This window comes from Fictibacillus aquaticus (assembly GCF_002245695.1).
Lineage (GTDB): Bacteria > Bacillota > Bacilli > Bacillales > Fictibacillaceae > Fictibacillus > Fictibacillus aquaticus.
This window is the reverse complement of record NZ_NOII01000001.1, coordinates 1,239,003-1,264,959: the sequence shown is the minus strand read 5'-3', so window position 1 is coordinate 1,264,959 and position 25,957 is coordinate 1,239,003. Positions and strand designations below refer to the sequence as shown.

The 25,957-nt window shown below is 45.2% G+C and carries 28 protein-coding genes; 20 read left to right on the top strand and 8 right to left on the bottom strand.

What is annotated here, in order from left to right:
- The 6 genes from CGZ90_RS06600 (at nt 1) to CGZ90_RS06575 (ending at nt 6,434) form a co-directional block, all read left to right on the top strand.
- Nucleotides 1-984, top strand: coding sequence for an aliphatic sulfonate ABC transporter substrate-binding protein (locus CGZ90_RS06600; RefSeq protein ID WP_094251516.1), 984 nt, complete (start codon nt 1-3; stop codon nt 982-984).
- 16 nt (nt 985-1,000) lie between these two features.
- Nucleotides 1,001-1,843 carry an ABC transporter permease gene (locus CGZ90_RS06595; protein ID WP_094251515.1) on the top strand — a complete coding sequence of 281 codons (843 nt, stop codon included), beginning with the start codon at nt 1,001-1,003 and terminating at the stop codon, nt 1,841-1,843.
- Nucleotides 1,844-1,855: 12 nt separating this feature from the next.
- The gene (locus CGZ90_RS06590) at nt 1,856-2,581 is read left to right on the top strand and encodes an ABC transporter ATP-binding protein (protein ID WP_094251514.1); all 726 of its coding nucleotides are present in this window, start codon (nt 1,856-1,858) and stop codon (nt 2,579-2,581) included.
- Nucleotides 2,582-2,584: 3 nt separating this feature from the next.
- Nucleotides 2,585-4,282 (top strand): acetate--CoA ligase, encoded by a 1,698-nt coding sequence (gene acsA, locus CGZ90_RS06585; protein ID WP_094251513.1) that lies wholly within the window; start codon nt 2,585-2,587, stop codon nt 4,280-4,282.
- Nucleotides 4,251-5,327 carry a homoserine O-acetyltransferase MetX gene (gene metX, locus CGZ90_RS06580; RefSeq protein ID WP_240515359.1) on the top strand — a complete coding sequence of 359 codons (1,077 nt, stop codon included), beginning with the start codon at nt 4,251-4,253 and terminating at the stop codon, nt 5,325-5,327. The genes acsA and metX overlap by 32 nt, the downstream gene beginning before the upstream one ends.
- A gap of 111 nt (nt 5,328-5,438) precedes the next feature.
- Nucleotides 5,439-6,434 (top strand): homoserine dehydrogenase, encoded by a 996-nt coding sequence (locus CGZ90_RS06575; RefSeq protein WP_094251512.1) that lies wholly within the window; start codon nt 5,439-5,441, stop codon nt 6,432-6,434.
- Between the two features lie 47 nt (nt 6,435-6,481).
- Here CGZ90_RS06575 and CGZ90_RS06570 read toward each other — a convergent pair whose 3' ends face one another.
- Nucleotides 6,482-7,243, bottom strand: coding sequence for a MerR family transcriptional regulator (locus CGZ90_RS06570; RefSeq protein WP_094251511.1), 762 nt, complete (start codon nt 7,241-7,243; stop codon nt 6,482-6,484).
- A 335-nt stretch (nt 7,244-7,578) separates the two neighbouring features.
- The gene (locus CGZ90_RS06565; RefSeq protein WP_094251510.1) at nt 7,579-7,677 is read right to left on the bottom strand and encodes a YjcZ family sporulation protein; all 99 of its coding nucleotides are present in this window, start codon (nt 7,675-7,677) and stop codon (nt 7,579-7,581) included.
- A 222-nt stretch (nt 7,678-7,899) separates the two neighbouring features.
- Between CGZ90_RS06565 and mscL the strand changes: the two genes are divergently transcribed.
- Nucleotides 7,900-8,346, top strand: a complete 447-nt coding sequence (mscL, locus tag CGZ90_RS06560) for a large conductance mechanosensitive channel protein MscL (RefSeq protein ID WP_094251509.1) — start codon at nt 7,900-7,902, stop codon at nt 8,344-8,346.
- Nucleotides 8,347-8,529: 183 nt separating this feature from the next.
- Entirely contained in the window at nt 8,530-9,792 is a 1,263-nt protein-coding gene (locus CGZ90_RS06555) for a cation:dicarboxylate symporter family transporter (RefSeq protein WP_094251508.1), read from the top strand.
- Between the two features lie 37 nt (nt 9,793-9,829).
- Here CGZ90_RS06555 and CGZ90_RS06550 read toward each other — a convergent pair whose 3' ends face one another.
- Both CGZ90_RS06550 and CGZ90_RS06545 read right to left on the bottom strand, forming a co-directional pair.
- Nucleotides 9,830-10,435: a class I SAM-dependent methyltransferase gene (locus CGZ90_RS06550; RefSeq protein WP_165766790.1), complete on the bottom strand. Its 606-nt coding sequence runs from the start codon at nt 10,433-10,435 to the stop codon at nt 9,830-9,832.
- A gap of 1 nt (nt 10,436) precedes the next feature.
- Entirely contained in the window at nt 10,437-10,967 is a 531-nt protein-coding gene (locus CGZ90_RS06545; protein WP_165766789.1) for a GNAT family N-acetyltransferase, read from the bottom strand.
- Between the two features lie 219 nt (nt 10,968-11,186).
- Here CGZ90_RS06545 and CGZ90_RS06540 point away from each other — a divergent pair, with 219 nt between their 5' ends.
- The 9 genes from CGZ90_RS06540 to msrA all read left to right on the top strand — a co-directional run bounded on the left by CGZ90_RS06540 (nt 11,187) and on the right by msrA (nt 19,038).
- A complete protein-coding gene (locus tag CGZ90_RS06540; protein ID WP_094251505.1) occupies nt 11,187-12,746 on the top strand; it encodes an AbgT family transporter in 1,560 nt (519 codons plus the stop codon).
- 36 nt (nt 12,747-12,782) lie between these two features.
- Entirely contained in the window at nt 12,783-13,982 is a 1,200-nt protein-coding gene (locus CGZ90_RS06535; RefSeq protein WP_094251504.1) for a M20 family metallopeptidase, read from the top strand.
- Nucleotides 13,983-14,290: 308 nt separating this feature from the next.
- Nucleotides 14,291-15,121 carry an aldo/keto reductase gene (locus tag CGZ90_RS06530; RefSeq protein ID WP_094251807.1) on the top strand — a complete coding sequence of 277 codons (831 nt, stop codon included), beginning with the start codon at nt 14,291-14,293 and terminating at the stop codon, nt 15,119-15,121.
- A gap of 548 nt (nt 15,122-15,669) precedes the next feature.
- Nucleotides 15,670-16,335 carry a type 1 glutamine amidotransferase domain-containing protein gene (locus tag CGZ90_RS06525; protein ID WP_094251503.1) on the top strand — a complete coding sequence of 222 codons (666 nt, stop codon included), beginning with the start codon at nt 15,670-15,672 and terminating at the stop codon, nt 16,333-16,335.
- A 99-nt stretch (nt 16,336-16,434) separates the two neighbouring features.
- Complete coding sequence (locus CGZ90_RS06520) at nt 16,435-16,677, top strand: zinc ribbon domain-containing protein (protein ID WP_094251502.1); 243 nt, start codon at nt 16,435-16,437, stop codon at nt 16,675-16,677.
- Between the two features lie 5 nt (nt 16,678-16,682).
- On the top strand, nt 16,683-17,087 hold the full coding sequence (locus CGZ90_RS06515) for a DUF2500 domain-containing protein (protein WP_094251501.1): 405 nt from the start codon (nt 16,683-16,685) through the stop codon (nt 17,085-17,087).
- Between the two features lie 319 nt (nt 17,088-17,406).
- On the top strand, nt 17,407-17,922 hold the full coding sequence (locus CGZ90_RS06505) for a type 1 glutamine amidotransferase domain-containing protein (protein ID WP_094251499.1): 516 nt from the start codon (nt 17,407-17,409) through the stop codon (nt 17,920-17,922).
- A gap of 127 nt (nt 17,923-18,049) precedes the next feature.
- Nucleotides 18,050-18,439 (top strand): hypothetical protein, encoded by a 390-nt coding sequence (locus tag CGZ90_RS06500; RefSeq protein WP_094251498.1) that lies wholly within the window; start codon nt 18,050-18,052, stop codon nt 18,437-18,439.
- Between the two features lie 71 nt (nt 18,440-18,510).
- Complete coding sequence (gene msrA, locus CGZ90_RS06495) at nt 18,511-19,038, top strand: peptide-methionine (S)-S-oxide reductase MsrA (protein ID WP_094251497.1); 528 nt, start codon at nt 18,511-18,513, stop codon at nt 19,036-19,038.
- 53 nt (nt 19,039-19,091) lie between these two features.
- Here the strand turns inward: msrA and CGZ90_RS06490 are convergent, their stop codons facing one another.
- Genes CGZ90_RS06490 through CGZ90_RS06480 form a run of 3 tightly spaced genes read right to left on the bottom strand, consistent with a single transcriptional unit; the run spans nt 19,092 to nt 22,315 of the window.
- Nucleotides 19,092-21,059 (bottom strand): DUF6449 domain-containing protein, encoded by a 1,968-nt coding sequence (locus CGZ90_RS06490; RefSeq protein WP_094251496.1) that lies wholly within the window; start codon nt 21,057-21,059, stop codon nt 19,092-19,094.
- Complete coding sequence (locus tag CGZ90_RS06485; RefSeq protein ID WP_094251495.1) at nt 21,034-21,933, bottom strand: ABC transporter ATP-binding protein; 900 nt, start codon at nt 21,931-21,933, stop codon at nt 21,034-21,036. Before CGZ90_RS06485 ends, CGZ90_RS06490 begins: the two co-directional genes overlap by 26 nt.
- Nucleotides 21,926-22,315, bottom strand: coding sequence for a GntR family transcriptional regulator (locus CGZ90_RS06480; protein WP_094251494.1), 390 nt, complete (start codon nt 22,313-22,315; stop codon nt 21,926-21,928). Before CGZ90_RS06480 ends, CGZ90_RS06485 begins: the two co-directional genes overlap by 8 nt.
- Nucleotides 22,316-22,554: 239 nt before the next feature.
- On the opposite strand from CGZ90_RS06480, the gene CGZ90_RS06475 reads away from it, so the two are divergent.
- The 3 genes from CGZ90_RS06475 (at nt 22,555) to CGZ90_RS20340 (ending at nt 25,694) form a co-directional block, all read left to right on the top strand.
- Nucleotides 22,555-23,469 (top strand): manganese catalase family protein, encoded by a 915-nt coding sequence (locus CGZ90_RS06475; protein WP_094251493.1) that lies wholly within the window; start codon nt 22,555-22,557, stop codon nt 23,467-23,469.
- A gap of 227 nt (nt 23,470-23,696) precedes the next feature.
- A complete protein-coding gene (gene ggt / locus CGZ90_RS06470; RefSeq protein WP_094251492.1) occupies nt 23,697-25,466 on the top strand; it encodes a gamma-glutamyltransferase in 1,770 nt (589 codons plus the stop codon).
- A 66-nt stretch (nt 25,467-25,532) separates the two neighbouring features.
- Nucleotides 25,533-25,694 carry a DUF4025 domain-containing protein gene (locus CGZ90_RS20340; protein ID WP_165766788.1) on the top strand — a complete coding sequence of 54 codons (162 nt, stop codon included), beginning with the start codon at nt 25,533-25,535 and terminating at the stop codon, nt 25,692-25,694.
- Between the two features lie 12 nt (nt 25,695-25,706).
- On the opposite strand, the gene CGZ90_RS06465 is transcribed toward CGZ90_RS20340, so the two are convergent.
- Nucleotides 25,707-25,892, bottom strand: a complete 186-nt coding sequence (locus CGZ90_RS06465; protein WP_094251491.1) for a hypothetical protein — start codon at nt 25,890-25,892, stop codon at nt 25,707-25,709.
- Nucleotides 25,893-25,957: the final 65 nt, after the last annotated feature.

Genomic DNA, 25,957 nt, shown 5'->3' with positions numbered 1-25,957 from the left:
ATGAAAAAATGGAGTAAAGGATTGCTGATGTCAGCAGTGGCAGCGGCATTTCTGCTTGCAGGCTGCTCAGATAAAGCGAGCGGCGGCGATGAGAAGCCAGAAAAGATTACGCTCGATTATGCGTATTATTCGCCAACGAGCCTTGTACTGAAAAAATTTGGCTGGGCAGAGAAAGAGCTGAAAAAAGACGGTGTTGAAGTTAAGTGGGTGCAGAGCCTGGGCAGTAATAAAGCACTGGAATTCTTAAACTCCAGCAGTGTTGACTTCGGATCTACAGCAGGAGCGGCTGCTTTTATCGCCAAATCAAAGGGCGCTCCGATCGAGTCAGTTTATATTTATTCTCAGCCTGAATGGACAGCACTCGTGACTAAGGATAAGAAAATAAAATCTGTTAAGGACTTAAAGGGGAAGAAAATAGCGGCAACAATCGGTACAGATCCATACATTTTTCTCCTTCGCGCGCTGAAAGAAGAAGGACTCTCGTCGAAGGATGTAAAAATCGTCAACCTTCAGCATCAGGACGGTGCGAACGCGCTGCTGTCAGGAGAGGTGGATGCTTGGGCGGGGCTTGATCCGCACATGGCAAAGGTAGAGCTCGAGTCTGACGGGAAGTTTTTATACCGCAATCCAGACTTCAATACGTACGGCACGCTGAATGTACGGTCAGAGTTCGCCAAAGATCACCCGGAATATGTGAAAAAAGTGATTGCATTGTATGAGAAAGCACGTCAATGGACGCTTGAACATCCTGATGAGGCGGCAAAGCTGCTGTCAGAGGAAGCGGGATTGTCGCTGGAAGTAGCAAAGAAAGAGCTGGAGCGCAACAATTTTGAACAGCCGGTTCCTGGAGATGAGCAGCGCGAAGCCATTTCTTCAGCAGGCGAGGTGCTTAAAGCAGAAAAGGTGATCAGCCCTGATACCGATATCGACAAGGTAGTTAATGAACTGATCAATCCGTCATTTGCAGAAAAGGCTGTGAAATAGTCAGGAGGGCAGCATAATGGCAAGCAAAACAGAGTTATGGCAGTCACGTGCAAGTGAAAAGAAGAAGGAACTGCTTCGGCCGCTTTTAAAAGAAAGGCTTCAGGGCAGCTGGCTCGGGCTGATCATCCCAATGATCCTGCTAATTAGCTGGGAGATTGCGAGTGTAAGAGGTGTGTTTGAGGCACATCTCCTGCCGGCGCCAACTGTAGTTTTAGCTAAAATTTCAGAGATGGCAGCGGACGGATCGCTCTGGAGCCATATTTGGATCACACTGTATCGTGTGTTCATCGGATTCGTAATCGGAACGGCGAGCGCAGTGGTGATCGGTTCGTTTGTCGGCTATTGGAAGCTAGCCGAAAATTTGCTAGACTCACTCGTTCAAGCATTTCGTTCTATCCCTTCATTGGCGTGGGTGCCGCTTTTCATTTTATGGATGGGAATCGGTGAACCTTCCAAAATTGTGCTTATCGCAGTCGGTGTTTTTTTCCCGGTTTACTTGAATATTGTGGCAGGCATCCAAGGGGTAGACAGAAAGCTGATCGAAGTCGGGAAAATCTATCAGTTTAGCAGCCTGCAAATCGTCAGGCGAATCATCCTCCCGTCAGCTCTTCCAAGTTTTATTACCGGAATCAGAAGCGGACTTGGAGTAGGCTGGATGTTCGTCGTAGCGGCAGAGCTCATGGGTGCAAGCGAAGGGCTTGGGTATCTGCTCGTAGAAGGGCAGAATACGTATGCGCCTGATGTTGTCATCGCGAGCATTCTATTATTTGCACTGCTCGGGAAAGGATCCGATTCAGTGTTAAAGCTAGTAGAAACAAAGGCGCTTCACTATCAAGATACTTTGGCGAACCAGGGATAGGGAGGGAGCAGTATGCTGGCAGTTCAGCAGCTTAAGAGAGTATTTAAAGGCGGCAGCGCAGGTTTTCGCAATCTTCATTTCACGGTTCAGGAAAGCGAAATTATTGGCATTCTTGGAACGAGCGGATGCGGCAAGAGTACATTGCTCAGAGTGCTGGCCGGGCTTGATCAAAATTTTACCGGAAAACTTAAAAACAAAGACAAAGACGGCAAGCAGCCAGGCATGATGTTTCAGGAACCGAGGCTTATGCCATGGCTGACGGTGAAAGAGAATATCGGTTTTGGCGTAAAAGATGGAGCCGGAAAAGAAGTGGAGATTCAGCAATTCATCGATCTTGTCGGACTGACAGGGTTTGAGAATCATTACCCTAAAGACTTAAGCGGCGGGATGGCACAGAGGACAGCGATTGCAAGAGCGCTTATCACAGACCCGTCTGTGCTGCTGCTTGATGAACCGTTTAGTGCGCTTGATGCTTTTACAAAAATGCAGCTGCAGGATCTTTTGCTGTCTCTATGGGAGAAGCGCAAGACTACGATGGTTCTTGTCACGCATGATATCGATGAAGCGCTGTATTTATGCGACAGGATCTTTGTTTTGAAAGGGCAGCCTGGCGAACAGTATGCTGAGCTGATTTTGGATGATATAAAAAAACCGCGGCAGCGCGGGAGCCATGAGCTGGCAGAGCGTAAGTCGAACATTTTAAATTTGCTTGATTTAAGCAGACAGGAGGCGAATTAGAAGATGGCAGCACAGAGATTAGTACCTGTTGTTGAAACAAGCAACATTGTGAAAGATGGAGGACGCAATTCGCTTTCTTGGAATGAGGCTAAGAAACGGTTCAAAGGATTTTCAGAGAATAAAGTAAACATGGCATATGAATGTGTTGACAGACATGTGGAAGAAGGGCGCGGACAGAAGACAGCATTGCATTATTTAAATGAAGGAAAAGAGCAGAAAATTTCCTATGATGAGCTTAAACAAAGGACGGATCAGCTGGCGGCTGTTTTAAAAAAGCACGGTGTGAAAAAGGGAGATTTTGTTTTTGTATTTCTGCCAAAGCATCCTGACTGCCATATTGCTATGCTGGCAGCGATAAAGCTGGGAGCAGTAGTCGGACCTCTATTTGAAGCGTTTATGTCTGATGCCGTCCGGGACAGGATCGGTGACTGCCAGGGAGAGTATCTCATCACGGACCGTGAGCTTTTACAACGAGTCCCGCGAGAGGATCTTCCAAGCCTGCATACGGTTTTTTTAACAGATGGAAGCGGACAGAACGGAGAAATTTCTCTGCCAGAGGCTTTAAGCGAAACGCTGGATGAAGAATTTGTACTTGAATGGGTAGACGCGGAACACGGGTTAAATATCCATTACACGAGCGGATCGACTGGAAAGCCGAAGGGCATTATTCATGCGCACCGTGCCATGGTCCATCAATATCAGACCGGACGCTGGGTACTTGATCTGAATGAAGATGATGTTTATTGGTGCACGGCTCATCCTGGATGGGTAACAGGAACAGTTTACGGCGTATTTGCACCGTTATTGAACGGTGTAACGGTCGTTGTTCACGGGGGAAGATTCAGTGCTGAACAGTGGTATCACACATTGGAAACCGCTGGGGTGACCGTCTGGTACAGCGCACCTACTGCTTTCCGGATGCTGAAATCAGAGGGCGATGATCTGCCGGGACAATATGATTTGTCAAAGCTGCGTCACATTCTCAGTGTAGGAGAACCGCTCAATCCTGAGGTCATCTACTGGGGTGCAGAAACACTCAAACACCGCATTCATGACACATGGTGGATGACCGAGACAGGGGCGCAGCTAATCGTGAACCTGCCGTCAGAGACCATCAAGCCAGGTTCTATGGGACGTCCGTTTCCCGGAATCACCGCGGCAGTGCTCGATGATAACGGAGTAGAGCAGCCAAGAGGAACGATCGGCCATCTTGCTGTAAAAGCTCCTTGGCCTGGAATCATGAAAGAAGTTTGGAAGAACGAAGCGAAATACAACTCTTATTTTCCATATGAAGGATGGTATGTGTCCGGTGATCTCGCTGTCATGGATGAAGAAGGTTATCTCTTCTTCCAAGGACGCAGTGATGACATGATTAATTCCTCCGGTGAGCGGATCGGGCCGTTTGAGGTGGAAAGCAAGCTGATCGAACACCCGGCAGTTGCAGAGGCTGGGGTCATTGGCAAACCGGATCCAATCAGAGGTGAGATTGTCAAAGCGTTTGTTGTACTAAAAAAAGGATATACAGAAACGCCAGAGCTTAAGGAAGCGGTCAGAAAGTTTGTCCGAGGAGAACTGGCGGCTCATGCAGCTCCGCGCGAGATTGAGATTGTAGCAGAACTTCCGAAAACAAAGATTTCAGGCAAAATCTTACGAAGAGAGTTGAAAGCCCGTGAACTTGAAAAGCTTGGCGCCGGCGCCTGAAAGATTAACAGGAAAAGTTAATATCGGCAGTCTGAAGCTCGATAGCGGAGAGCAGCTGCATGATGTGGAACTCGCTTATGAAGCCGCAGGAAATATGAAGGGCCCAGCTATTCTCGTGTGCCACGCACTTACGGGCAGCCATCACGCAGCAGGCACTGAGGCTGAGCCTGGATGGTGGTCGGGTCTGATCGGGTACGGCAAATATGTGGATACATCATTGTTTTGTGTGGTTACTTTCAACGTTTTAGGAGGATGCAGCGGCTCAACAGGCCCTATGTCGGTCGATCGGAAAACGGGTAAGCGATACAGGTCGCGTTTTCCGTTTATTTCAGTAAGAGATATGGTCAGGGCACAGAAAAAAGCGCTCGATATTCTGGGGATAACGGAACTGCATGCTGTTATAGGCGGATCACTTGGCGGGATGCAGGCTTTTGAATGGGGTGTTGAATATCCGGCTTTCATGAAACAGCTGTTTATCTTTGCGGCGACCCCGGCACTGAGTGATTATGGCATCGCGTTTAACCGGATCAGCATCGAGGCTATTAAAAATGATCCAGGATGGAACAGCGGAGATTATGAAGACGGTACGGTGCTGAAAGGACTGGAAATCGCCCGTATGACCGGCCTCGTTACGTACCGTACCCCGGTCCTTTTTGACGGCAGGTTTCAGCGCGAAGAGGCGGCACATGAAAGTGCTGGACCTTATTATCAGGTGGAATCTTATATGAACTATCAAGGTATAAAGCTTGCAAAAAGATTTGATGCAAACAGCTACCTTACACTGCTTTATGCGATGAACGGACATGATGCCGGCAGAGGACGAGGCGGCTGGGAAGAAGCGGCTAAGCTGATTCGAGCTGACCTTTATGCTTTTGGCTTTGAAGGAGACATCCTATATGACCCAGAGACTATCAAGGATAGCGTGCAAGCTGTGCCAAACAGCACATACGTTCATGTGAATACACATTTTGGGCATGACGGCTTTTTAACTCAGTTCGAAAAGTGGGGTCTTCATGTGGAAGCAGCACTGAATGATCATCGGTAATAATGATAACAACAATGATGGGGTACGGTACCATTTTAATATGAAGCGCGATTCTGCAGTGATTTCAAGAAATGGTACCGTACCCCGAAAACATCCAAAAGGGGGAGTGACATGACGGTGATTAAAGCGGCTTTACTTGGATTCGGTACGGTCGGACAGGGTGTTTATGAAGCCGTTCAGACACATGGCGAACAGCTTAAGGAGCTGTTCGGGGCAGAGCTTTCAATAGAAGCAATCCTCGTTAAAGACTTATCAAAACACCGAAACGGAGTTCCGGAGACGCTGCTGACCGATGACTTTGAACACATTATCAGCATTCCAGACCTGCAGGTTGTCTTTGAAGCAATCGTAGGAGAAGAACCTGGATTGAGCTATTTAAAGAGGTCTATACAAAGTGGCTGCCATGTGATTACGGCAAATAAAGTCATGTTTGCCAGACATGGCGCCTCGCTGCTTAAGGAGGCGGAAGAAGCAGGAGTATCAGTAGGTTTCGAAGCTACAACAGCAGGCGGAGCACCTGTTATCCGGACGATTTCTGAACTGCTGAAAGTGAACAGAATTCAATCTGTGGAAGGAATCTTAAACGGCACATCCAATTTCATCTTATCAGTGATGAGAGAGCAAGGTCTTTCATTTGAGCAGGCGCTGGAGCTTGCACAGCAGAAAGGATATGCCGAAGCTGATCCTTCAGCAGATGTTGAAGGCTTTGATGCTTATAACAAGCTAATGATCTTAAGTCAGCTTGCTTTCGGCGAACAGCCTGACTGGAAGATCGAGGATGTAGAAGGTATATCGTCTATCACACCAGAGCAGGTAACTGAAGCAAGCAACAGAGGATTTAGATTTAAGCATATAGTGAGGGCGGAGCAGACAGAGCAGGGCATAACAGCAAGTGTAAAGCCAGTCCTGCTAACAGAAGAACATCCGCTTTACAGTGTGGAAGGTGTGATTAATGCGGTGACAGTATCAGCCAGCCTGGCAGGACTCGTAACGGTGCAAGGAGCAGGAGCAGGCAAGCTGCCTACTGCAAGCGCGATGGTTGAGGACGCGGCAGCGCTTGCCGGCAAGCTGAATCTTAACAGTACCGTGCAAAGTCAGTATGCATAAAAAGACAGGCGCTAACATCCGCTTGGATGCTGGCGCCTGTCTTTGTATTACTTAGAATGACGGTCGCAGTAAACATGCATCGCATCTTTCAAGAAAGAAGCCAGGCCTTTCTTGTGTTTATCGATGTTTTTCGTGAAGCGCGGATCGTCTACGTAGAGATCGCCAAGCCCCCTGAAAATATCAAATGTACAGTCGTAAAAATTGTCGGTGATCAGCTGCCGCCATTTTCCTACTTCTTGCTGGACTTCTTCATCCTCGGGTCCGTAATCCATACGTGATGCAATTTTCTTATAGATTTCCTCCGTTTTGGAGGAGATATTTGCCCAGTCTTCCTTTGTATATGAATCTGTTTTTCTCTCTGTTTCAGACACAATTGCAGCACCGTATTTCTTCCGTGCTTCTTTACTGTATTTTTCTTTATGTTTCTGAATATCTTCCATGCTGAATCCGTCAAACATTTCTTTTTCCTTCATTTTCAATCCTCCTTCAATCGATTGAATTGTCTTTTCTACCGTCTCGATGATGCTCTCTAGCCTGTTCTTCCTTTTAATCAAAAGCTCTTTATGCGCCATCATTGCTTCCTTACGGTCAAATCCTGGCTGGTCAAGAATCTCTTTGATCTGTACAAGCCCGAAGCCGAGCTCTTTGAAAAATAAAATCTGCTGCAGACGTTCAAGGTTGGTTTTTGAATAAAGACGGTAGCCGGAAGGAGAGAAAGAATCAGGGATAAGCAGACCGATCTCGTCATAATGATGAAGCGTCCGGACACTTACACCAGACAGATCAGCCATTTCCTTTACTTTGTACATCTAACTCACCTCCATATATGTATCGTAAATCATCACGCAGCGTCAGGGTCAACATAATTTTTTCTTTTGGGGTACGGTACCATTTTTTCTAAACAGCGAAGCGGCGCATCGCAGAAGGAAATGGTACCGTACCCCGACTTACCGGCTTAACACAGCCAGAACAACAAACAGCGGAAAAGCCCCATTCGGCTGAAAGGGGTTTTTCCGCTGTGTCATCGTATGGGAGTTGCCGCTGAAGTGCAGTGCTTTTGTTCAAGAAGGTTTGAAAAGCGGGCGTAACGAACGCTTGTTGCTTACAGACAGTTCATTAAATAAAAGCGGAAGACTTCAGTGGATTAATATCCGCACCAGCAAGCACCGATAATGATTAACAAGATGAACAACACAATGATCAACGCGAAGCCGTGGCCATGACCGTAACCTTTAGTTCCCATCCCTTACACCTCCTTCATCTCTACATCCCTAACATATACACCGTACAAGTCTGGTGTTTGGGCGAATGTCTATAGGGTTAAGCCTATTTTTTTAGAAATTCCTTCATTAAAAATCCCAGGGGTGAAAATAGTAAGAAATATATGGATAGACAAGCGATTTGGTTAGAAGCCAGATTTTATGTAAAATAGACATTAACATTCGTCTGAAAGGAGCTTTTTTGAATGTGGGAAGAATTTAAGAAGTTTATTATGCGAGGAAATGTTATTGATCTAGCTATCGGTGTCATCATTGGCGCCGCATTTTCTAAGATTGTTACCTCTCTGGTGGAAGATGTAATCATGCCTCCAATCGGTTTGCTGCTCGGCAAAGTGGATTTCAGCAGCCTTTATCTGAACTTGAGCGGAAAAGATTACAGCTCGCTAGCCGCAGCGCAAAAGGATGGCGCAGCTACAATAAATTACGGCCTTTTTATTAACAGCATTATTAATTTCATTATTATCGCGATCGTCATTTTTATTGTGGTCAAACAAGTAAACCGCTTCAAGAAAAAAGAAGAAGTGAAAGAGCCGGATACGAAGGAATGTCCTTATTGCTTGGCGCAGATTCCGCTGCGCGCTAAAAAGTGCCAGTGCTGTACAGCTGATTTTGTTACAGAAGCAGAAGCTTAATATTAAAAAGCAGCTTTCCAAATGTGAAAGCTGTTTTTTTTGTAGGAAAAAGTTCTCGCCGTTCAACATAATAGTAACTTTCTTTATAACTGTTATTTAACAGAATGAATTGACAGAGTTACTTAAAAACCGTTACTATTTTATTTATGTGTTTGTCGTAATTTGTCGAGAGGAGTTTACATCATGAAAAGAATTGGACTAGCGTGGCAAATTCTAATCGGTTTAGGATTAGGTATCGCGGTCGGAGCTGTCTTTTATGGCAATCCATCCGTGCAGACTTACTTACAGCCTATCGGAGATATTTTTATTCGATTAATTAAAATGATCGTTATACCGATTGTTGTTTCAAGCCTGATTGTTGGGGTGGCAAGCGTTGGGGATATTAAAAAGCTTGGACGCCTTGGCGGAAAAACTATTTTATACTTTGAAATCATCACGACTATTGCTATTGTCGTTGGTCTGGCAGTAGCGAATATCTTCAAGCCTGGAGCAGGCATCAACATGTCTGCATTAACGAAGGGGGATATTTCAAGTTACATGGGAACGACTGAGGAGGTACAGAATCACGGTTTTGCTGATACCTTCATCAATATGGTCCCGTCTAACTTGTTCCAGTCATTGGCGGAAGGCAATATGCTCGCCATCATTTTCTTCAGTGTAATTTTCGGAGTAGGAGTAGCTGCGATCGGAGAAAGAGGAAAGCCTGTCCTTTCATTTTTCCAAGGTACGGCCGACGCAATGTTTTACGTGACGAATCAGATTATGAAATTTGCTCCATTCGGCGTGTTCGCATTGATTGGTGTAACGGTTTCTAAGTTCGGTGTACAGTCGCTGATTCCATTGAGCAAGCTGGTGCTTGTTGTTTACGGTTCGATGATTTTCTTTGTGATCGTAGTACTCGGAGCCGTAGCTCTTATGTTCAAGGTTAATATATTCAGCATGATCAAGCTGCTGAAGGATGAACTGATTCTTGCATATTCCACAGCAAGTTCAGAAACAGTTTTGCCGAGAATCATGGAAAAGATGGAGAAGTTCGGATGCCCGAAAGCTATCACTTCTTTCGTCATCCCGACTGGGTACTCATTCAATCTGGACGGATCAACTCTTTATCAGGCAACAGCGGCAATCTTTATAGCCCAGATGTATGGCATTGACCTGACAATTGGGGAACAGGTTTCATTGCTGCTTGTTCTCATGGTTACTTCTAAAGGAATCGCGGGAGTGCCAGGCGTATCATTCGTCGTTCTGCTCGCAACATTAGGCACAGTAGGGATTCCATTAGAAGGTCTTGCGTTCATTGCCGGAATCGACCGTATCCTGGATATGGCACGTACAGCGGTTAACGTTGTCGGCAACTCTCTTGCTGCAGTTGTCATGTCAAAATGGGAAAAGCAGTACGATGAGAATAAAGGAACACAATATTTACAAGAACAGAAGATTGCATAAAATACAGAAATCCAGCCCCGAAAATGGGCTGGATTTCTTATTTTCTTAAAAGAATTGACTGATAATCAGGTCCGTCACCTTTTATTGGAATAACCTTAAACTCTATCAATTTGAACACGTTTTCTACAGTTTTCTTAATGTCCTCGTGTTCAAAAAAGGAAAAGAACCGTTTCGGCTCATAAAGATCGTCCTTCCAGACTCCCTCTGAATCCATGCCGCCATATACACCCATGTAAAAGATCCCGCCAGGCTTTAAAATACGTTTAATGTTTTCAAGAACAGATACGAGGCTGTCCTTTGGAACATGCAGAAGTGTGTTCATAGCGAAGACTCCGTCAAAGGTGCTCTTTTCAAAATCAAGATTGTAAAAGTCCATTTGAAAAGCGTTCAAGTGCTTTGCCTTGCAAGACTGCACCATGTTCTCAGACAAATCGATGCATGTCAAGTCCAAGCCTTTACCTTGCATGTACAATGCATGCTGTCCCGGACCTGAACCAAGATTCAGAATGGCACTTCCATCCTCAAGAAAAGATGAGAACATATCAATCTCTCCCGATTTCCAGTCTGACGTCATCATACTGTCGCGTTCTTCCACACGTTTGTCATAACTCTGCTTAAGCTGTTCTTTTAGTAAAATATCCATGCTACAGCTCCTTTTCATAGCAAAAGTAGGTTTGGTGTCCGGCAGGTTTGGAGCTGAACTGCACTTCTCCGCGTTTGATATATCTGTTGCTTTCATAAAGGGTGAGGGCGGCTTTGTTCCCTGAAAAAGCATCGAGACGGATGCAACTGTATTTCTGCTCAGCAGCAAACTTCTCGCAGAAGAGCAGCAGCTTCTTGCCGTAGCCTTTTCCTTGTTCAGACGGAAGCAGACAGAGAGTATGAATGATGAGTGCCTGGCTTGAATTATCACTCCAGGCAACATTGTCCCATTCTTCGGACTGCCATTCGTTCAGGACAACTGCCCCAATAATTTTTCTGCTCTCGCAAAGTACATACAATTCATTAGCATTTGCTGTTTCTTCGATATATGAAAAGTTTGGATAATACTCATCCCATTGAAATATGTGCTTGCTCAGCATGTCCTCCGTACACAACTGTATCAGGCTCATCACTTCAGCAGATTCGTTAATTTCAGCCTGCCTGATTGTGAGGGTTTCATTCGCTGTCATCATAACCGGCCACCTTCTCATTGTACTTATGTAATAATATCCCAACGTTTTTTATGCTGTCTATTAAAATATTTTTCGAGAGATATTACAGCGCTTACAATACTGCTCTCATCATATTGTATCTTTTTTATATAAGTGAAAACGCGCAGTTTCCCCTTGAATTAACGCAGTACAGTATGTACAATGAGAAAAATTTAAATTTTCTAAAAAAGGAGGGTGATTATGGGAAAGCCTTTATTAAAGGAGATATCGCTGGATAAACACCGCAAGCAGAAAAGAGGCTTTAACCGGTTTCTTGACTGGGTAGAGAAGAATGGCAACAAGCTGCCAGATGTGCTGACGCTCTTTCTCATCATCACAATCTGTATTCTGCTCGCTTCGATGGCTGCCGGGCTGTCAGGGTGGAGTGCAGTAAATCCTTCAAACAATGAAACAGTAAAAGCGGTCAACCTTTTGAACGAAGAAGGAATCAAACGGATGATGACCGATATGGTTAAAAACTTCGTCAACTTTCCTCCTTTAGGTCTTGTACTGGTTGTTATGCTCGGTGTTGGACTTGCCGAGTCAACGGGCCTGATTTCAGCTTTTATGAGAAAAATCGTCCTTGCCTCACCAAAAAAGCTAATACTTCCTATCATTGTCCTGATCGGTATTATCGGAAACGCTGCGGCTGATGCTGCGCTGATCGTTCTTCCGCCGGTAGCTGCAATGGTCTTCCTTACTTTGGGACGACATCCAATTGCAGGTCTAGCCGCGGCTTATGCGGCGGTCGCCGGCGGTTTCAGCGCTAATGTTATCATATCTATGCTCGATGTTATGCTGGCCGGCTTTACCGAGTCTTCCGCTCATATTGTGGATAAAGCGTACAAAGCCAACCCGGCCATGAACTATTATTTCTTGTTCGTTTCTACATTCGTTCTCGTGCCTGTTGCCGTATGGGTGACTACCAAAATAGTGGAACCGAGACTCGGACTCTATAAAAAGCCGGAAGATGCTGGCAGCACATCTGAAAAGCTCACAGATGCTGAACAGCGCGGCCTAAAATGGGCAGGCATTTCTTTATTCGCTTATGTTGCTTTAATTCTAGCAGTCACTGTCCCAGAAGGAGCGATGCTGAGGGACCCGAAAACTGACGGAATTATCGTGTCGCCGTTCATGGACGGACTTGTGCCGATCATGTTTTTATTCTTTTTGATACCGGCACTGTTTTACGGTTTTGGTGCCCGGGTATTGAAATCTGATAAAGATGTGGCAGAGCATCTGACAAAAGCGATGAGCGGGATGGGATATTATATTGTTCTTTCGTTTATAGCAGCGCAGATGATCACATATTTCGCCTGGAGCAATCTCGGCACCATTATCGCCATTAAAGGTGCGGATACATTGAAAGCGATCGGCTGGGAAGGACTTCCTCTCCTGCTGGCGTTTATCATCTTTACAGCCTTCGTTAACTTGCTGATCGCAAGTTCATCGGCTAAGTGGGCGATTCTCGGTCCTGTTTTCGTGCCAATGTTCATGATGATGGATATCAGCCCGGCTGCAACACAGGTCGTCTACCGTATCGGCGATTCGATCACGAACGTTATCACACCGATGCTCGCATATTTTGCCATCCTGCTTACGGTAGCAAAGAAATTCGATAAAAACATGGGAATGGGCACGCTCATTTCGGCACTTCTGCCATACTCGATCGCTTATACAATTTTTTGGACGATCCTTTTTGCCGTATGGTATGTGCTAGGACTTCCGCTCGGTCCTGGAGAATATATTAAAATGGGCTGATAATGTTAACATACACTAAAGGGAGATGAGATTCTTTTGGAACAGCTATATACAAAGCTTCAAAGCTATTATGATGAAATGGTAGAAATCCGCAGGCATCTGCATCAATATCCTGAGCTGTCTTTTCAGGAAGTGCAGACTCCGAATTATATCGCGGCTTATCATGAAAAGCTCGGGAATGAAGTAAGGACGAATGTCGGCGGAAGAGGGGTTGTAGCTACACTAAAAGGCGGCAAGCCCGGCAAGACAGTTGCGCTTCGTGCCGATTTTGACGCACTTCCGATTCAGGAAGAAAATGATGTGGAGTATGCTTCTAAGGTTCCTGGTGTTATGCACGCATGCGGCCATGACGGCCATACGGCGACACTGCTGGTGCTGGCGAAAACATTGGCTGAAATGAAGGACGAGCTGGAAGGGACCATCGTGTTCATCCACCAGCATGCAGAAGAGCTTGCACCAGGCGGAGCGATCGCCATGATCGAGGATGGCTGCCTGGACGGAGTGGATGTCATTTACGGCACACACCTATGGACGATCCTGCCGTACGGAGATGTTGGATACCGCACAGGTCCTGTAATGGCAGCTGCCGATTCGTTTAAAATTAAGATCCAAGGTAAAGGCGGACACGGCGCACAGCCGCACCGCACGAAGGACTCTGTCGTCGTCGGCGCTCAGCTCGTCGGAAACCTGCAGCAGGTTGTCAGCCGCAGGACGAATCCTCTCGATCCAGCTGTATTGACCGTTGCTTCATTCGTCGCGCAGAACGCATTTAACGTGATCGCTGACACAGCCGAGCTTATCGGGACAGTGAGGACGTTTAAAGAAGAAACAAGATCATTGATTGAGAACGAGATGGAACGGATCATCAGCGGAACATGCGCTGCTGCCGATGTGACATACGAATTTAAGTACAACCGAGGATATCCGGCAGTCGTCAACCATAAGGAAGACACCGAGTTTGTGGCAGGGCTTGCTCCGGCTGTGCCGGGAGTGGCCAACGTATACGAAATCGAGCCGTCGATGGGCGGCGAGGATTTTGGGTATTACATGCAAAAGGTGCCAGGCACTTTCTTCTTTACAGGAGTACAAAATCCGGATTGGGATGTCACATATCCACACCACCACCCGAAATTTGATATCGACGAGCGCGGCTTGCTCGTAGCGGCCAACGTCCTCGGAACTGCAGCACTTTCTTATTTGAAGAAAGAAGCGGGAAAAAAGGTTGAAGCGATATAAATGACGAAAGCACCGGCTGATAAAGCCCGGTGTTTTCTTTTGGGGGTATTTTGGGGGTACGGTACCATTCCAATTTAACACCGTTGCAGAGCCAAGCGTGCGGAATGGTACCGTACCCCAAGCCTTACATAAGAAGCTATAAAAAGGAATAGCATATGATTCAGCGAAATGTAAGAAGGCGTAAAGAAGCGATAGGATGTACCTTTATGGGGTACGGTACCATTTGTATTGCTTCCTTTAACAGTGGCTTCTGTGCAAGAATGGTACCGTACCCCCAACACCGACTACAGAAAGGGTGAGCGAGGATGATGGTAAAGAGTATTCATGACAGGGCAGTGCTGCACAATGGTGTGAAGATGCCTTGGCTCGGGCTTGGCGTTTATAAGGCAGAAGAAGGACAAGAAGTGGAGCAGGCAATTCAGTACGCGCTTGATGCGGGCTACCGCAGCATCGACACAGCGAAACTGTACGAAAACGAAAGAAGTGTCGGAGTGGCGATCAGGGATTCAGGTATACCCCGCGAAGAGATATTTGTGACCACAAAGGTTTGGAACACCGATCAAGGCTATGAATCAACACTCGCTGCTTTTCAAGAAAGTCTTAATAAACTTGAACTGGATTATGTTGATTTATATTTAATTCATTGGCCAGTGGCGGGGAAATACAAAGATACGTGGAGGGCACTTGAAGAAATCTACCGTCAGGGGAAGGCCAAAGCGATTGGAGTCAGCAACTTCAACGTATCACATCTTGAAGATCTCATGACCGTGGCGACCATCAAGCCAATGGTTAATCAGGTCGAATTGCATCCGAGACTCACGCAGAAGGAACTTTTGTCTTATTGCAAGGATAATGCTATCCAGCTGGAGGCTTGGCGTCCGCTTGTGAAAGGTGAAATCTTACAAGAGCCAGTGCTTCAGAAAATCGCAGACAAGCATGACAAGACGACAGCTCAGGTCGTACTGCGTTGGAATGTGCAAAGCGGGATTGTGACGATACCAAAATCCGTAAATGAAAGCCGGATCCGTGAAAATGCGGATATTTTTGATTTTGAATTGTCGGCGGAAGATATGCTGGCCATAGACGGTTTGAACGAGAACAAACGCAACGGTGCAGATCCCGACAACTTTGATTTTTAAGGAATTAAAAAAGCTCTTATCTAAAAGATTGTTACTTTTCAAATGATTTATTTGTTAGAAAGTTGAGCGGAGTTGCCGATGAAGAGTAAATTAAACTTCATCGCCTAATCTGAGGAATGTTTCATTCTTCGCTTTGCTTAACCATCTTTGAATACATCATTGATAAGTTGATCGGAGTGTAAGGTGCCGACTCCAGCGGGACGAGTGGGACAGGTGAGACCCTTTAGGGCGCGCAGCGGCAAAGGGGCTCACTTGTCCAGCAGAAAACGGCTAGCCCCTCGAGGTCAAAAGGGCAAGTGTCCAATAAGTCAAAAACCGACTTACCGGCCCCTGTCCCTTTTGCTTGTCGGGGCTGAACGAGCCGTTTCTGCTTTTCGCCACGCCCCGCGGAAAGCGTGTGCCTGAAACGGAGATCAACCACTTCTCTGATTGCTTTCATAGTACAGTTTAAGCAGACTCGGAAAAATAAGGCGTGATTATCCCGTTTATTTAAATGGGTGTTAAGGGAATAGATAGAAGGTAAATTGATTGAAAGGAAGTGTCAACGCATGACTAAACGCATTTTAATTGTAGTAACGAATCACGGGAAGATCGGCAGCAACGATACAGGCTTATGGCTGGAGGAGTTCGCGGTGCCGTTCAATCAGTTCAAGAAACAAGATTACGATATTACTGTAAAAAGCATTAAAGGCGGCGACATTCCGCTCGATCCAAACTCTCTTGAAGGAATCAATGAAGGCGAGTATAAGGAAGCCATCTCGAATCTGAAAAATACGAAGCCGCTCAATTCGGCTGATGCACTTGGATACGATGCAATCTACCTTCCGGGTGGACATGGAACAGTATTCGATTTTCCGAACAGTCCTGAACTGAAGGAAGTCGTCAGCCAGATGGCGCAGACGAATAAAGTGATCGGCTCTGTCTGTCACGGACCTGCAGGTCTCACTACGGCTGTCATGAAAGACGGCGAACCGATCGTAAAAGGACGCAAAGTAACAGGGTTTACAAATGAAGAGGAAGAAGAGATGAAACTCACACAAGAGGTTCCTTTCCTGCTCGAAACGAAACTGCGTGAATTGGGTGCAGAGTATGTACGAGGCGGCAAATGGGAGGACTACACGGTTGCTGACGGGACTCTCGTAACAGGCCAGAACCCGCAGTCGTCACTGAGCACCGCTCAAAAAATGATTGAAATACTTGAATCAGCTGAATAATGAAGAGATGCTGCCTGATTGATTGGGCAGCATTTTTTAATTGAAACTTGTGGAAAATATTTCCGTAATACAGGATAATAACCACAAGGAGCTGATGACATGAGCAAGGTGGAAGAGGCGATTAAAGCTAAGTTTAAATGTACGAAATGCAGCGGGAGTGAGTGCAAAATGAAAGAGCTTGCCATGACGGGATCTGGGCTCTCGAAGCTTCTTGATATCCAGCATAATCACTATTTATTTGTTTCGTGCCGAAACTGTGGATACGTGGAAATTTTTGATCCAAATGTTTTAGAAGGCAAGAAAGGGCAGCTAAGCTCGTTTCTTGATGTTTTGTTCGGGTAAGCGCTATGGAGATGTTTTTTGAAGATATGCCTGCATTTTTTATTGTGTTTTTCGTGCTTTTCATCTTGGTAGCTACAATAATCTTTGGATTGTTTTTTATTGCTATCATCAAAGGAATCATGGAGTGGAGCAGCAATAATAAAAAGCCTGCCCTGACAGTCGATGCGATTGTTGTTTCCAAGAGGCAAAATGTTAGCGGGGGAGCTGGTGATACATCAGCGAGCACAAATTATTTTTGCACATTTGAAGTGAAAAGCGGTGACAGAGTCGAGTTCCCATTATCGGGGAACGAGTACGGACTGCTGGCTGAAGGCGACAAGGGGGAACTGACTTTTCAAGGAACACGCTATAAAAGCTTCAGCCGGCCAACTTCAGTATCCGATAGTGCAAACTTCGGCGCAGGCATTTAACATGATAAAAGGACGATCCGCCATCTTCGTAAGATTGGTGTGATCGTCCTTTATGTTTGTTTTGCTGCAATTTCTCCTGCTTCGTTTTTGTTCTCCTTGTACGCAAGTCTGCAATCGCATAAATACTGCGTCCTGATGCTGGGCTGCGCTTTCCTTCACGTACCGACTTTTCTCGTTGTTTCTTTGCTTTGCTTTTCGCCATAGATATCACTCCTTTACCATATTTTATGCAAAAAATGCGAAAGCTGCAACAATGTTTAATAAGCAGGGTCTTCGGCAAATTATAAGGAGTAGACAAAATTAAAGAGGAGTGTGGAGCATGGCGAAAATTGCAACTGTTTTAGACAGCATGTTTGAAGACGTGGAGTACACAGAACCTGCAAAAGCATTTGAGGAAGCAGGACACGAGGTAACGGTCATCGGATCGGAAAAAGGAAAATCGCTTCAAGGAAAGCAAAAGGAAGAAGTATTAACGGCTGATAAAGGCATCGATGAAGTATCACCTGAAGACTATGATGCACTCTTTATCCCTGGCGGCTTCTCTCCTGATCTTCTGAGAGGGGATGATCGTTTTGTTCAGTTTGCCAAAAGTTTTGCTGACAGCGGGAAACCAATCTTTGCTATTTGCCACGGACCGCAACTGCTTATCACGGCGGAAGTGCTTAACGGCAGAAAGGTTACAGGATACAAATCCATTCACGTTGACTTGAAAAATGCTGGAGCGACAGTCGAGGACAAGGAAGTAGTCGTCTGCGGCGGCAATCTTGTCACAAGCCGCCAGCCTGAGGACATCCCGGCATTCATTAAGGAATCACTCAATACACTAGGAAAATAGCGCCTCGTAGAATACGGGTTTAGTAAAAAAGGGGCGTATTTCGCCTCTTTTTGCGTTATTTACCCCTCTTTGAATGTAAACGAATGCGAAGATTTTAAAAAGATGTGTGTGAAAAGGAGGGTGCTTTTTGAATACAAGCAATACAGCAGAGTCACTAATCATGAGCAAAGAAGAAGTGATTGATGCGGTAACGTTTTATCTGCAAAAAGAACGGTATCATGTGAACAGGCTGAATAAAAGCAACGAAGCAGATGTGATCGCGGCAAATGAGTTTCATACACTTATTATAGAAGCGGAAGGAAATGAAGCCGGGAAGTTCAAGCTTGAAACGGATTTTAGCTGCCAAGTCATGAGGCTGCTGAAAAAGTATGATAAAGCACCAGGCAGGACACTTGTGCTTGCCAACCCGGATACGCCGTTCCTTAGAGAGCGGGCTGCTTCTTTAAAAGAGGCTTTGGATGAACTCGAAATTGTCCGCTTCTGGGTGAAAAAAGATCAGACCGTCGAGTGGGAGTGATGAGCTCCCTTTTTGTGTTTTTAGAATCAATCTGATACCTTCAATAATAAGAGATTGAAGGAGTGAGAGAGATGAGTGGAAGAAATGAACTCGCCACGTTTGCAGGAGGCTGCTTCTGGTGCATGGTGAAGCCGTTCGATGAACTGCCAGGCATTGAGAAAATAGTGTCCGGCTATATGGGCGGCGAATTGAAGAACCCGACATATAAAGAAATCAAAACAGGAACGACCGGCCACAGGGAAGTAGTGCAGATCACGTTCGATCCTGACCAGTTTCCTTATGAAAAGCTGCTCGACTTATATTGGCCGCAGATTGATCCGACAGATGATGGCGGACAGTTTATCGACCGTGGAACACAGTACCGGACGGCTATTTTTTATCATAATGAAAAGCAAAGAGAGCTTGCTGAGCTTTCAAAACAGCGTGTCGCAGAGAGCGGCCGTTTCAAGGATCCAATCGTAACGGACATTTTGCCAGCAGCAGAGTTTTATGAAGCAGAAGAAGAGCATCAAGGCTTTTATAAAAAGAATCCTGAAGCGTACAAAAAAGAGCGGGTCGAGTCAGGACGCGATACGTTCATTAATGAAAATTGGAAATAAGGAAAAGCCCGCAAATCCGCGGGCTTATTTTTATAGCTATTATATCTTTTTCTTTAGAAATCTTTCATAAAACCTGGTGCATAGTTGAAGTCAATGCGTCCGATGTCAGGGAACTTTTGCTCTTGATAAAACAACGCGACAAGATAAGATTGGTCAGAATCCCCTGAACCGTTCACACGAAGAATGGCATCGAGCTGCTTTTTATCCTCAACCCGCAATGCTTTGCCTTGTTCGACTAGTTTGTTCAGTTTCTTGACGTCAATCATGCCGTCCTCTTCTTCCTTTAAATCTTGGTCCTCTTGCTTGAAAACAATCGCATGAGAAAGATCATCAGGCATGATGCGTGCGTTTTTAATTTCCCCTTTATTTGTCAGCCATTTTTCTATCGTTTTATAGGATGTTTTGTAGTCCATATAATGAGTGTTGTTATCGGACGTGAGAAATTCAATTCCTGAAAAGACTGGCTGATTTTCAGTCATCATTTCATAGCTTTCATTTAATAGTTCGCGCTGTGCAATCTCCGTGAACTCTGTAATATCTTTTGGATCGGCCAGCGTTACTGATTTATTTAATGGTCCGTTGGAAAAAATCTTTATTTTGTCCACCACCTTGCTGTCTAAGGCAGCTATGGGATTTGTGGCTTTTTTATATTCGTCTGACTCAAATATCGGGCGCAGCTCATTTTTGAATGTTTCTCTGGATCGAATGTTGTATTCACGTACTAAATGTTCTCCGTCTTTCAGTTTGTAAGCGATAAATATCGTATCATGCCCAGCGGTGATCTTGCCTTCTTGGTTACTGATAATCTGCTGATGAAGAGCACGGACAGACTGGATATTTTGTTTGGAATATAGTTTTTTCTTATAAGGAATCTGATCTTCGGGAGCCGAGAATTCATAATAGTTGTCTAGTACATAAACACTTTGAATGTCTTGTTCAGCAGGTACAGCTTTTTCGTATCCGGTCAAATCCAGCTGGATAAGGAAAAGTAAAGCGGCTGCACTTGCAGCGTATACAACAAATCCTTTCCATTTGCCGGCAACACGCCAAGTTTTTTCAACGATCATCGTTGCGATGAGATAACCGAGCATAGATCCTGCGATATAGCCAAAAATAATCCAGCTAGTGCTGTTTTGTGTTTCTCCATAATATAATCCGGCAAATAGCATCGTGCAGAAGGTAACACCGTAAATGAAGACTGGCTGCAGACCTCTTATGCTGATTGCTTGTGAAACAGATTCGATTCTTCTTTTTTGATAGAGAAAGATGGAACCAGTATACAGAAGCGCGATGAGAACAATGTAAGACAGTACCTGAAGCTTGCTTAACATACCATCTAACAGCACTGGAGCAGTCAATACAGGTGACAATATCTCTAAATTACGATCCATATAAAAAAGATTGGCAAAACCATTTAAAAAGTACGACAAATTGACCATAACGAGGATGCTGATGCCGTATGGAAACAGCAGCATGATGACCGTTAAGACACCTTGAACTGCAGTCATTCCTGTCAGCATTCCGACAAAGATAGATAGAACAAAAGTTAACAAGCTAAAAAGCAAGGTTTGACCGGCCCATTGAAAAACGTCTGTGATGCTGAAGAGTGACTCTGCATTTGAGGCAGCGTGCATGATCAACAGGATAACTGATGTAATGAAAACAGGTGCTAATAAAAATAGAATTCCTGCTGCCGTGAAGTGGTGAAGCAATGCAGGCCGCTTGATCGGCAGGCTGTGTATAAATACAGATGATTGCTTGCTATTCAAATAGCGGAATAGTACTAGGGCGAGCAGTATCGGCACACCAAACATGAACAGCATCTGAATTTCCGAATGATAGTTAAAGAGTGTGATAAACGGCTTATAATAATCGATCGCATTGCCATCCGTCATATCCATCGCTATCCGCAGAGGAAGGGCGAACAGGAGCGCGACTAGGTAGACGATGCTGATCCAACCCGCAGAGCGGAATGTCTGGACAAATATCTCTCTGTTAAACAAGGATGTTCTTGATCGCATAGCCCGCGTCCCCCATTTCGTATATAAAGATTTCCTCAAGTGTCAGAGGAAGGATGTCATAAATGACAGGGTCATAGTTTTGGAAATGAGCCGTAACTTCGTCATAATCTCCGCGGACGATAGCAAGCGTGACACTGCCGCGTTCTTCTTTATACAGCAGCTGCATGCTGCTGAAGAGCGAAGATGGCGTGTCGTGTTTGAAGGCGAGCTGCACTTTATGAACATCAGATTTTAAGTCATCGATATCCTTTTCCAGAAGCAGGTTTCCTTTATGTAAAATCCCGATATGATCGCACAAATCTTCTACTTCTCGCAGATTGTGAGAAGAAATCATGATCGTCATCTCTCGTTCGGCTACATCTTGTACGAGCAGGTTTTTAATTTTCTTCCGCATCACAGGATCAAGGCCGTCGAAAGGCTCATCAAGGATAAGGATATCCGGCATGGCAGACAGCGAGAGCCAGAAGGATACCTGGCGCTGCATCCCTTTTGAGAGCTTGTGAATTTTCTTGGACGTATCGATTCCAAACACTTCGCGAAGTGCAACATAACGCTCCTCATTCCAGCCGGAATACATATTCTTATAAAAAGAAGCTGTCTGATCGATCGTGTATTGCGGAAAAAAGTAAAGCGTGTCAGGAATGAAAACCATTTTTTCTTTAATCTCAAGGTTTTCAAAAACCGGCTGCTGATCAATAAAAACATTACCTTTATCCTGCCGGTAAACCCCGGATATTGTATTAAGGAGGGTTGTTTTGCCCGCGCCATTGGAGCCGAGCAGTCCATAAATGGATCCTTTTTTTACAGATAGTGAGACGCCGTTTAAGATCGCCTGCCTGTCAAATTGTTTGTGTATGTTTTTAACATCAATCATCGTTGCTTCCCCCTTTTACCGCTTCTTCAATTTCAGAGAGCATCTGCTGCAGCTGCTCCATCGTCATACCAAGATACATCGCCTCTGACAAAAGCTTTACCAGTTCTTCTTTTACTTTGTTCAGTTTTTCTGATGTAGCTTTCACCGAGGCAGGACTGACAAAGCTTCCTTTTCCTTTTATCGAATAAATGTAGCCTTCTGCTTCAAGTTCCCTGTACGCCCGCTGTATCGTGTTCGGATTAATGGTAAGCTGCTGCGCGAGAGTTCTGACAGAAGGCAGCTGTTCATCGCTCTTTAATATATCGGTGATAATAAGTTCCTTCATCTTATCGACTAGCTGTTCATAAATCGGCTTCCGGCTCCTCAAGTCAAGATCAAACATAAGCCCCTCCAATCCGTATTAACTGTATTATTAAACTTAATACAGTTATTATAATATGACATTCCTAAATATGGAATAGCTAATTTTGGATAAATTTATGGGGTACGGTGCTCTTTCTTTTTCACAGCATGAATCTGCTGCTCGTGAGAAAGAGTACCGTACCCCCGACAATTTTTATGAATAGTACATGCCTCATTTTACATACAACTTAACGTACAGCTGTGACAGGAGGGGAAGGCATGTTTACACGACTCAATAAACTGCTGATCGAGCTTCCGATGCCTACAAATCCGGATGCGAACGCGGCGGCTGCCGTTCAGGACTTGCTTGGGGGGAAATTTGGCGAGATGTCTACGCTGAACAACTACCTTTATCAGTCCTTTAATTTTCGTGAAAAGAAGAAACTTAAGCCATTCTATGATCTTGTAGCAAGTATTACGGCTGAAGAAATCGGGCACGTTGAATTGGTCACGAACACGATCAATCTTATGATTTATGGAACGACAAGGCCGGGTGACGTGAACTCTGCACCGATGGGGGCTGCAAAGGATAAGCGAAACACGGATCATTTTATTGCTTCTGCACAGACAGGGCTGCCGTTTGACTCTATGGGAAGATATTGGTCAGGAGATTATGTGTTCAGCAGCGGGAACTTAGTGCTTGATCTACTGCATAACTTCTTCTTGGAGTGCGGTGCACGGACACATAAGATGAGAGTTTATGAAATGACAGACAACCCCGTTGCACGCGAGATGATCGGTTATTTGCTTGTGCGCGGCGGTGTTCACGTTCTGGCATATGCCAAAGCGATCGAGATGGCGACAGGTGTTGATATTAAAAAGATGCTGCCAGTTCCAAACTTAAGCAATGCGGCATTTGAGACAGCTAGAAAGTTTGAAGCACAGGGAATCAACAACAAGCTTTACACGTTCAGTGATAAATACTATCAAGATGTTGCCTGGATCTGGCATGGCCAGAACCCTGAGAACGGTCAAGACCTTGAGGTTGTTATCGGAACGCCAAAAGGCGGCCCAATACCAGATCTGCCGGAAATTCCTGAAGAGTTTGCTCCAGGAATCTCTCAGGAAGACTTTATGCAGATTGCAAGACGTCTGCAGCAAAACGCAGGCATCTCTCCGAGGGAGCAGGTCTAATACTTGTGGGGGGTACGGTACCATAGCACTTATATGCTGTTATAGCAGCATATTGTGCAAATGGTACCGTACCCCCATTTTATTTAGGCACAACCTCACAGAAGAACATTCACCAAATGGTAGTATTGATTCAAAATTCAGACAATTAAACATTTAAACTTGTGATTCGTTTTCATCTCTTCATAAAATAAGACAAGATGACAAAATTTGACGGCAGGAGGAGACATATGAATAAGACATTAAGAATAATTATGGCTTTGGTTTTCAGTTTATCGCTCGTTACAGGGACAAGTCTGGCGCAGCCTGCGGAAGCGAAGAAGCAGAAAGAATATTCACAGGTGGCTGTTGGCAAGGATGGGATGGTTTCGTCTGCACATCCGCTCGCTTCTGAAATAGGGGCCGACGTGCTTAAGAAAGGCGGAAACGCCATAGATGCGGCTGTTGCGATTCAGTTTGCTTTGAATGTCGTGGAACCGATGATGTCCGGCATTGGAGGCGGCGGCTTTATGATGGTATATGACGCGAAAACGAAGGAGACGTCCATCATTAACAGCCGTGAGAGGGCACCAGCAGGAGCGAAACCTGATATGTTTTTAGATGAACACGGAAACCCTATACCGTTTGACAAGCGCCATACTGACGGAAAAGCCGTCGGTGTCCCGGGTACGCTGAAAGGTCTTGATGCGGCACTCGACAAATGGGGTACGGTACCGATGGACAAGCTGATCAAGCCTTCAATTAAGTTAGCGGACAAGGGTTTCCCGATTGATTCAGTTCTGGCGAAAGCGATCGCTGACAATAAAAACAAACTTGTGCGCAGTGCTGCCGGCGATGTGTTTTTAAAGAATGGGGAACCGATAAAAGAGGGTGAGATTCTCGTTCAGAAAGATCTTGCTAAGACGTTCAAGTTAATTAAGAAAGACGGAGAGAAGGCTTTTTATAATGGTAAGATTGCAACTGCTGTGGCAGATACCGTACAGGATTTCGGCGGTTCGATGACGGCTGATGATCTGAAACGATACAAGACAACGACAGACAAGCCGATCTGGGGGGATTACCAAGGCTACGAGATTGCCAGTATGCCGCCGCCAAGTTCGGGAGGAGTGTTCCTGCTCCAGATGCTTAAGACGCTCGACAGCTATAACCTCTCGCAATACGATGTCCGTTCATGGGAGAAATATCATCTGCTGTCAGAAGCGATGCATTTGTCATATGCGGATCGCGCCGTTTATGCAGGTGATCCTGAATTTGTAGATGTGCCGGTCAAAGGCTTGCTGCATCCTGACTATATTAAAGAACGGCAGTCGCTGATTTCGCTCAATTCAATGAACAAAGACGTAAAAGCGGGCGATCCTTGGAAATACGAAAACGGTTCAGCTAACTATGACCAAAAAGAGAAAAAAGACGATAAGAAAATCGGACAGACCACTCACTTTACAGTAGCTGATAAATGGGGAAATGTGGTTTCTTATACGACAACCATTGAGATGGTATTTGGCACAGGCATCATGGTGCCTGGATACGGATTTATGCTAAACAACGAGCTGACTGATTTTGATGCGGTTCCAGGAGGTGCGAATGAAGTTCAGCCAAACAAACGTCCGCTTTCGAGCATGACGCCAACCATTGTGTATAAAGATAATAAACCGGTGCTGACCGTAGGTTCGCCGGGCGGACCGACTATTATCACATCAGTTTTGCAGACAATCCTTCATAAAATTGAATACGACATGGAGCTAAAGGCCGCTGTCGAGGAGCCAAGAATTTATACACCCAAAACAACTTCTTATATGAAGGAAGAGGGTATTCCGACAGAGACATTGCAAAAATTGCAGCAGCTCGGGCACGGCTTTACAGATCAATCCGGACCGATCGGCAACGTGCAGAGCATCGAGATCGATCATGAAAAAGGAACGTTTAAAGGTGTAGCGGACTCCAGCCGGAATGGTGCTGCAATCGGTATTGATTTCAAAAAGAAAAAACACACTCATCGGTAATCCGTTTAAAAGAATCCTGTTGTGGTAAACATGATACATGTAGATAAACACACAGGAGGGATATACATGAGCGAGAAAAAGAAAGATGTTGATGATAAAAATTATAAGCCTGAGCGCAAGGACAACGACTCAGGTGTGGAAAAGACGCACGAGCAAATAAACGATATGTTCAACGACGGTGCAGTCGATCAGAAGGAAAAGAACAAAAAGCGCAGTGACGAAGAATAAAGGAAGCGGGGCTCAAGCCTCGCTTCCTTTATTTTTTTTGTTCATCAGCTGTTTAACCTGATCTTTTGGCTCCCAGCAGTTGAATTTGTACTGTGGCTTAGTTTCATACTTCAGCCGGACGCAATAGTAGCGCATGCCTGCAGGTGTCTTTTGAGCCAAGAAGTTAACACACGTTGCGCAGCAATGAAAATCTGTCATCTATATCACCACTTTCCGCGAAAATAAAGGGGATGTTATTTTAGTGGAGAATACCATAAAAAGAC

Excerpts from the sequence above, each read along its gene's own strand:
- CGZ90_RS06545 (WP_165766789.1), bottom strand. The coding sequence starts at position 10,967 with ATGATGACAGCGAATGAAACCCTCACAATCAGGCAGGCTGAAATTAAC.
- CGZ90_RS20340 (WP_165766788.1), top strand. The coding sequence starts at position 25,533 with ATGAGCGAGAAAAAGAAAGATGTTGATGATAAAAATTATAAGCCTGAG.
- CGZ90_RS06600 (WP_094251516.1), top strand. The coding sequence starts at position 1 with ATGAAAAAATGGAGTAAAGGATTGCTGATGTCAGCAGTGGCAGCGGCA.
- CGZ90_RS06590 (WP_094251514.1), top strand. The coding sequence starts at position 1,856 with ATGCTGGCAGTTCAGCAGCTTAAGAGAGTATTTAAAGGCGGCAGCGCA.
- CGZ90_RS06565 (WP_094251510.1), bottom strand. The coding sequence starts at position 7,677 with ATGGGAACTAAAGGTTACGGTCATGGCCACGGCTTCGCGTTGATCATT.
- CGZ90_RS06595 (WP_094251515.1), top strand. The coding sequence starts at position 1,001 with ATGGCAAGCAAAACAGAGTTATGGCAGTCACGTGCAAGTGAAAAGAAG.
- CGZ90_RS06515 (WP_094251501.1), top strand. The coding sequence starts at position 16,683 with ATGGAGATGTTTTTTGAAGATATGCCTGCATTTTTTATTGTGTTTTTC.
- CGZ90_RS06480 (WP_094251494.1), bottom strand. The coding sequence starts at position 22,315 with ATGTTTGATCTTGACTTGAGGAGCCGGAAGCCGATTTATGAACAGCTA.
- CGZ90_RS06520 (WP_094251502.1), top strand. The coding sequence starts at position 16,435 with ATGAGCAAGGTGGAAGAGGCGATTAAAGCTAAGTTTAAATGTACGAAA.
- CGZ90_RS06525 (WP_094251503.1), top strand. The coding sequence starts at position 15,670 with ATGACTAAACGCATTTTAATTGTAGTAACGAATCACGGGAAGATCGGC.
- CGZ90_RS06475 (WP_094251493.1), top strand. The coding sequence starts at position 22,555 with ATGTTTACACGACTCAATAAACTGCTGATCGAGCTTCCGATGCCTACA.
- CGZ90_RS06505 (WP_094251499.1), top strand. The coding sequence starts at position 17,407 with ATGGCGAAAATTGCAACTGTTTTAGACAGCATGTTTGAAGACGTGGAG.
- CGZ90_RS06540 (WP_094251505.1), top strand. The coding sequence starts at position 11,187 with ATGGGAAAGCCTTTATTAAAGGAGATATCGCTGGATAAACACCGCAAG.
- CGZ90_RS06490 (WP_094251496.1), bottom strand. The coding sequence starts at position 21,059 with ATGCGATCAAGAACATCCTTGTTTAACAGAGAGATATTTGTCCAGACA.
- ggt (WP_094251492.1), top strand. The coding sequence starts at position 23,697 with ATGAATAAGACATTAAGAATAATTATGGCTTTGGTTTTCAGTTTATCG.
- CGZ90_RS06550 (WP_165766790.1), bottom strand. The coding sequence starts at position 10,435 with ATGGATATTTTACTAAAAGAACAGCTTAAGCAGAGTTATGACAAACGT.
- CGZ90_RS06570 (WP_094251511.1), bottom strand. The coding sequence starts at position 7,243 with ATGTACAAAGTAAAGGAAATGGCTGATCTGTCTGGTGTAAGTGTCCGG.
- mscL (WP_094251509.1), top strand. The coding sequence starts at position 7,900 with ATGTGGGAAGAATTTAAGAAGTTTATTATGCGAGGAAATGTTATTGAT.
- CGZ90_RS06555 (WP_094251508.1), top strand. The coding sequence starts at position 8,530 with ATGAAAAGAATTGGACTAGCGTGGCAAATTCTAATCGGTTTAGGATTA.
- CGZ90_RS06485 (WP_094251495.1), bottom strand. The coding sequence starts at position 21,933 with ATGATTGATGTTAAAAACATACACAAACAATTTGACAGGCAGGCGATC.
- acsA (WP_094251513.1), top strand. The coding sequence starts at position 2,585 with ATGGCAGCACAGAGATTAGTACCTGTTGTTGAAACAAGCAACATTGTG.
- CGZ90_RS06530 (WP_094251807.1), top strand. The coding sequence starts at position 14,291 with ATGGTAAAGAGTATTCATGACAGGGCAGTGCTGCACAATGGTGTGAAG.
- CGZ90_RS06575 (WP_094251512.1), top strand. The coding sequence starts at position 5,439 with ATGACGGTGATTAAAGCGGCTTTACTTGGATTCGGTACGGTCGGACAG.
- CGZ90_RS06465 (WP_094251491.1), bottom strand. The coding sequence starts at position 25,892 with ATGACAGATTTTCATTGCTGCGCAACGTGTGTTAACTTCTTGGCTCAA.
- msrA (WP_094251497.1), top strand. The coding sequence starts at position 18,511 with ATGAGTGGAAGAAATGAACTCGCCACGTTTGCAGGAGGCTGCTTCTGG.